Source organism: Methyloceanibacter sp. (assembly GCF_050728395.1).
Lineage (GTDB): Bacteria > Pseudomonadota > Alphaproteobacteria > Rhizobiales > Methyloligellaceae > Methyloceanibacter.
The window spans coordinates 1-6,000 of record NZ_JBOHJB010000135.1; the positions used below are offsets into that span (position 1 = coordinate 1).

5 protein-coding genes and 1 pseudogene are annotated in these 6,000 nt (G+C 63.2%); 4 read left to right on the forward strand and 2 right to left on the reverse strand.

Going from position 1 to position 6,000, the window contains the following annotated elements; all coding sequences use genetic code 11:
- Positions 1–238 precede the first annotated feature (238 nt).
- The 3 genes from ACREC7_RS15400 (at position 239) to ACREC7_RS15410 (ending at position 3,030) form a co-directional block, all read left to right on the forward strand.
- Positions 239–754, forward strand: a complete 516-nt coding sequence (locus ACREC7_RS15400; RefSeq protein WP_431556576.1) for a hypothetical protein — start codon at positions 239–241, stop codon at positions 752–754.
- 295 nt (positions 755–1,049) lie between these two features.
- A complete protein-coding gene (locus ACREC7_RS15405; RefSeq protein ID WP_431556577.1) occupies positions 1,050–1,640 on the forward strand; it encodes a phasin family protein in 591 nt (196 codons plus the stop codon).
- Positions 1,641–1,818: 178 nt separating this feature from the next.
- Entirely contained in the window at positions 1,819–3,030 is a 1,212-nt protein-coding gene (locus ACREC7_RS15410) for a hypothetical protein (protein ID WP_431556578.1), read from the forward strand.
- A gap of 4 nt (positions 3,031–3,034) precedes the next feature.
- Here the strand turns inward: ACREC7_RS15410 and ACREC7_RS15415 are convergent, their stop codons facing one another.
- Both ACREC7_RS15415 and ACREC7_RS15420 read right to left on the reverse strand, forming a co-directional pair.
- Positions 3,035–4,015, reverse strand: coding sequence for a YVTN family beta-propeller repeat protein (locus ACREC7_RS15415; protein ID WP_431556579.1), 981 nt, complete (start codon positions 4,013–4,015; stop codon positions 3,035–3,037).
- A gap of 36 nt (positions 4,016–4,051) precedes the next feature.
- Entirely contained in the window at positions 4,052–5,320 is a 1,269-nt protein-coding gene (locus tag ACREC7_RS15420) for an ABC transporter substrate-binding protein (RefSeq protein WP_431556580.1), read from the reverse strand.
- Between the two features lie 323 nt (positions 5,321–5,643).
- On the opposite strand from ACREC7_RS15420, the pseudogene ACREC7_RS15425 reads away from it, so the two are divergent.
- Positions 5,644–6,000 (forward strand): annotated as a pseudogene (locus ACREC7_RS15425) (quinonprotein alcohol dehydrogenase); the annotation flags it as partial.

Sequence of the window (6,000 nt, forward strand, 5' to 3'; positions counted from 1 at the left end):
CCGCAGTGCGGGCAAGGAGCGCCCCATCGCCACAATTCGCCTACGTTTCCGCGATAGGCCCTACGCGCGACGCCCTCCAAACGCGCACGTCTCCCAAGTTTTCGGCCAATTTTTGGGGGGAATCGGGGTATGGAAAACCGCCCATGGTCTTGGCTGCTTGGCCTGATCGTCTCAACGGCCGCTGCCTTGGCCTGAAGCGGATACTGACTTTATGACGGTATAGCATTCGAGGGTGAGGATGACTGAGGGGCCCCAAGAGCGCCAAGAGATCGAGCCGCGCAGCCGCGATCGCAGTTTCATGTTCATGGACGGCCAACAGGACCGCATTGCCGGCCACGGGCTCGGCTACTTGATCCTCCTCAATGGGGTTGCCGCCATCGTCATGGTCGGGGCCTTTGTCTATGGCTTTCAGATCAGCGCCGAGCCGAAGCTTGCCGCCGCCATGCTGGTATTCGGCGTCGGCGCGGTCGCCGCTTTGCTGAGCTCGTTCATCGCCTATCTCAACCGGATCGTCCGGGCGGAAATGCCGGACAAGCCCAAGCTTCCAAGCGCGCTCCGTCTCATGGCCATTGCCGCGGTGATCGTCAGCGGGGCTGCGTTCCTTTCCGGCCTCAGCATGGTCGGAACCACCTCGACCGCCAAATCGAGCTCACAGCCGAAAACAAGACTCCAGGACAAGGCCTTGGCCGAAAAAAACTCCTCGGCCAACAAGGATGCTTCCCGCATCTCTCCAGCTGGGGATGACGCCCGCTAAGCGGCACACACGATTCGACTTCCGACCCCGGACGTGATTAACTATTAGGTGCCTTGGGAGGGATCGCGCCCGAAGAAGCGCGTAAAGCCGTGGCTGCCGGTGAGACCGGAGAAGCAACGCGTGCCCAGGACGGTGGTAGTCTTTCCGATTTGTTGCTGGCCGCTGACGTCGAGCCTGATGATGGTTCGCGCGTCATCGCCTGTTCCTGCCTCGCGCTTGCACTGGCCCCAACCATCCTGCACCCCCCTGGGGGCTTCCGCCCCCTCATGCTGGCGGGGAAAAAGAGGGTAGATACATGACCATGACCTTCAATCCCGATGCTGCCGCCAACAACAAAAAGACTGAGACCGCCAATACCAACGAGATCTTCAATCCCTTGGCCCAGTTCGAGAGCATGAAACTCGACACCGCCATTCCGGAGGCGATGCGCGCCTTTGCCGGCACGGCGGTGATGCAATCGCGCGAGGCCTATGAGCGCGCCAAAACCACGCTCGATGCCGGCATCGAGGCCATCGAGCGCTCCTATGACGCCGCCGGACAAGCGGCTACCGCGCTCAACCGCAAGATCATCGACATTGCCCAGCGTAACGTGAACTCGGGCTTCGACTTGGCGAAGAGCTTGGCGAGCGCCAAGAATCTCGCCGAGGTGGTCGAGCTGCAGGGCGCTTTTTGGCGCAAGCAACTCGAGGTGCTCATGGAGCAAGCCGAGGAGGTCCGCGAGCTCTCGGTCAATGCGAGCGACGCCGTGGCTGAGCCGATCAAGCGCCATGCGACGCATCAAGCCGAGCAGGTTCGCGCCATGTCGAAGAAGGTGACCGCCGAGGCCGCCGAGGCGTTCAAGCGGCAAGCGTCGAATCTGGAGCAAGATCTGCGCCGGGCGAGCTGAGTAGCGCACGCATCCGCGAAGTGCCGTCATTTTGGCGATCCCGCGAGGGTTGCGGGACGTGGGCGATGAGCCTGTATTGAGGCATTGCCCCGCTGCGATTGCGTATATAATCGCAGCAAGCCTGGAACGTCCGGCCGGGAATTGCTTTGGTCGCCCGGGGCTTGGAAGTGAGGGGGGTATGAGCAAAGCGTTGATTTGCCTTGGCGCGGGCCTGTTTGCGGCGCTCGCCACGTTCCCCTCGGCACCAAGCTTGGCGCAGGGCTACGAGAGCCCCCCGACCCTCTCCGCCGCCAAAATTCTGCCGCCAGATTTGCTGCAAAGCCCCTATCACAAGATCGTCGGGCCGGTGACGGTGCAGGGGTTTCTCAATCGCTATCAGATGCAGACCAAATACGGGACCTTCACCGTCGAGGGCACCGAGCTCCTGCGCATGCGCGTGCGCGAGGTCGCGGCCACGGCGGCGCTCGAGCAGGTCAATACCGCGGAGACCGTTGTCACCTCGGCTGGGCGGACGGCGCTCAAGCCGGTCGAGACCGCCAAGGACCTTGTTACCGCGCCGGGTAAGACGGTCGGCGAAGCTTGGAAGGGCGTCGGTGGCTGGTTCAATCGCGTCGATGCCTCGATGTCGGCGACCGACCCGAACCGCGAGGGCACCGTCGCCTCGCTCACCGGCGGCAGCAAGGCGCGCCGGAAGCTCGCTTTCGATCTTGGCGTCGATCCCTACACCACCTTCGAGCCGTTGAACGCGGAACTGAAGCGCGTGGCGAGCGCGAGCGCCGTCGGCGAGACCGGGGTCAATATCGGGCTCGCTTTTGTCACCGGTGGCGCCGGCATCGCCATCAGCGTCGGCGGCACGACCAGCACGATCCGCGAAGTTTTGCGTGACAAGACTGCGGCTGAGCTCGAGCAGCTCGGCCGCGAGAAGCTTGCCGCCATGGGCGTGTCGCCAGGCACGGTCGATGCGTTCTACGCCACACCGGGGCTGACGCCGACCGACAAGGCAGTGATCGTTGCTTCGCTGATGTCGCTTGGAGCCGCCGGCGACCGCGAAGTGTTCATCGCCCGCACCGCGCAAGCCCAGACCTATTCCGAGGGCTTCGCCTATCGGCGCAAGGCCGAGCTGACCGCGGCCTTCGCCAAGCGCGTTTCGCCGGTCCACTCCTTCTTCAACGTCAATGGCACGCCGGTAATGCAGACGGGGGCCGGCGTCGTGGCCATCGTGCCCATGGACTATGTCTATTGGAGCCCTGGCGTCGCGCAGCTCGTTTCCAACACCGGGACGCAAGGCCAGATCTGGATCACCGGCAGCGCGAGCCAGCTTGCCGCTCAGTCCTTGGCTGGCCGCGGCTGGACGATCGTGCCCAAGGCCGGCGCCCGTCTGGAGAAATAACCGGTTACTTCTCCGAGATGGCGATGCCCCAGGGCGCACTGCCGACCGGCATCGATTTGATCACCGTCAGCGTCGGCACGTCGATCACCGAGACGTCGTTGCTGTTGCCGTTAGTGGTGAACAGCAATTTATCGTCCGGCGTGAAGGCAAGCTGCCAGACCCGCTGGCCGACGAGCAGGTATTTCTCGACCTCGAGCGTCTTGGCGTCTATGACCGCCACGTGATTGGCCGGGCCTAGGGCGACGAACGCTTTCGAGCCGTCCTCCAGGATGCGCACACCGACCGGCTGCATGTTCTCAGGCCTGACCCCGGGAATTTCGAAGCCGATTGTCTTGATGATCTTCCGCGTCTTGGCGTCGATCACCGAAACGGTCCCCGCCACCTCCGAGGTCACCCAGAGCTGCGATCCGTCGGCGGAGAACTCGGCAAAGCGCGGGCGCGTGCCGACGAGCACGTTGTCGACGATCTCGTAGCTGTTCGTGTCGATGAAATGCGCCATGTTCGAGGTCTCCGAGGTGACGATCAGCGTCTTGCCGTCAGGGCTCACGCCAACGCCTTCAGGCTCGACCCCGACCGGAACTTCGGCAACGACCTTGCGCTCCTTGAGATCGATTGCCGTTGCGAGGCTGTCATCCTCATTGGCGATATAGACCGGGCTGCCCGAGGGATGGATGTTGAGCAGCTCTGGATCCGGACCGGACGGCAAGGTGCCGACGATCTTGTTGCTGGCGAGGTCGAGGATCTGCACCGTGTCGTCGTCGCTCGCGCAGATGAGCAGCGACTTGCCGTCCTTGGTCAGCATGATGCCGCGCGGACGCTGGCCGACCGGCACGGTCTCCTTGACCTCGAGCGTGGCGCCATCGATCACTGAGATCGAGTTGCCCTTCTCGTTCGAGACATAGACCGTATAGGCGAACGCAGGGCTGACGAGGCAACCGAGGCCAGCAAGCGCGACGGCGGTGGCGAGGTAGTTGGTCCGCAACATTCATGACCTCCCTTGGCTGGCGTTCTATCGCCAGCCTCACTTGAATTTGCACTTGGTCTCCGGCTGGTCGACCCCGAGCGTGTCCACCTCGGCCTCCTCATGCAGGAAGCCTTCCTGCGGCGAGACCGAAACTGGAAGATCGGGACCGGTTACGATGATCGGCTGGCGGAGCTGTCCGTCCCAGGAGCGGAAAGTGACCTTCTGCCCCTTGAACGCCGCGAGGTTGAGATCCTGGCTGCGGATCAGCGCGTTGACCGGGGCGAAGTCGGCGCTGCGCGCCCGTGTGGTTCCCTCACCGATGGCGCGGACCGCGATCCAAGCCTGATAGTCCACCGGCCACATGAAACGATTGGCGAGGCGCTGGAACCGGTTCTGCATTTGCGTGGCGCCCCATTGCTCATGCGCCGGGTGCCAGCTCATGGCTACGAGACCGGCGGTGCCGGCCACGGGGCGAGGGTCCCAGGTGCGGAAGGGCAGGTAGGGGCCGAACACTTCCTTCTCGTCGGCGACCACCAGCACGTCGTAAGACGGGGCGCCTTGCGTGAAGATCGGCATTTGCTGCTGGATCTGCTGCTGGCCGGTGTCCGAACGGCGCGCGCCCGGCGTCTCCTTATATTCCCGCTCCTCGACAATGGTGCCGCCGAAGCGCTTCGCCGCCCGGCGAATGGCCTCGAGATAAGCGAGGTCCTCGGGGAACGGGCCCTTCACCACGAACCAACGCTGCCATTTCTTCCACACGAGATATTCGGCGAGCGCATCGGCGAGCATGTAGCGGTCCGGCGCCGTGTGCAGGACGTTGGCGCGGCACTCCTCCTGCCGCAGCTCCTCGTCTTCGGCACGCACGTTGAACAGGAGCACGTCCTTTCCCTTGACCGAGTCGGAAAGCGCAAGAAGCGTCTCCGCCGGTGCATCGACGAGGATGAAGCGATGTCCGCTGTCGACGAGCCTTTGCAGGGCGGCGACCGCGTCGCCTCCTACGGCCACGCGCTCGACGTCGAGGGTAAATTCCTGCTTGGTGAAACGCCCCGTGGTGTTGTTGTCCTTGAGCGCCATTTCCGCGCCGGCAATGCCGTAGTCCTCCGGCTCGACATTGAGCCGCGACAGAGGGATCGGCCGCTTCACCTCCTGCTTGAGATAGCCGACCGGCACCTTGGTCACCTCGGGGGCCGCCAGGGTAGCCGGTGCTTGTGCGGACGGAGGTTCCGCTTGCTCGGGCGCGGCGCTGAGCGGCGTTGCGACGAGCGCACCGCCAGCGAGACAAGCGGTGGAGAGCAACAAGAAGCTGAGCCTGGGATGTTTTCTCATCCGGTCGCGCCCAAAGTGGGCCGGTCGCGTAGAGACCCTACCCTTAGGAGGCTGCATACCGGAACCGAACCTCACGCGCCGATGCGCCAACTGCATAGAACTCAAGCAATTCTGGCCGGACTGTAGCGGCTGCTCCTATAGCAGACCACCAATCAACGTGCAGGATGCGTGGCAAATTTCATTGCTAGGCTGCAGTCGCAACTTCCGTAAAAGCCAGCGGTTGATTGACAAATTGCAAGGCCGCGAGCAGTCTCAACCGCGTGGAAACCCGATGGAGCGGCCGGAAAATCGGCCGAACGGGACCACACCCAAGGGAGGAAGCAATGGTGAGTTTCAAGATGGCCGGCGTGCTGGTTGGCGCGCTGGGGTTAAGTCTTGCCGGGGCGAGTTTGTCCCCGGCCTGGTCTCAGTCAAAAGGCGCCCCTGCAACCCCTGTCACCCAGGATCAGTTGAACGCCGCGGCGGGCGATTCGAATAATTTTCTTCATACCAACGGCAACTACGATCAGACTCGGTATTTCCCGGGCAAGCAGATCAACACATCCAATGTTGGCAAGCTGCACCCCGCCTGGATCTTCCAGATGGAGGGCGAGCCGGAGTCGCTAGAGACGACGCCGATCGTGGTCAACGGCGTCATGTACGTGACCAAATCGTTCAGCCACGTCTATGCGCTGAACGCC

Coding starts and splice junctions, on each gene's coding strand:
- ACREC7_RS15400 (WP_431556576.1), top strand. CDS start 239: ATGACTGAGGGGCCCCAAGAGCGCCAAGAGATCGAGCCGCGCAGCCGC.
- ACREC7_RS15405 (WP_431556577.1), top strand. CDS start 1,050: ATGACCATGACCTTCAATCCCGATGCTGCCGCCAACAACAAAAAGACT.
- ACREC7_RS15410 (WP_431556578.1), top strand. CDS start 1,819: ATGAGCAAAGCGTTGATTTGCCTTGGCGCGGGCCTGTTTGCGGCGCTC.
- ACREC7_RS15415 (WP_431556579.1), bottom strand. CDS start 4,015: ATGTTGCGGACCAACTACCTCGCCACCGCCGTCGCGCTTGCTGGCCTC.
- ACREC7_RS15420 (WP_431556580.1), bottom strand. CDS start 5,320: ATGAGAAAACATCCCAGGCTCAGCTTCTTGTTGCTCTCCACCGCTTGT.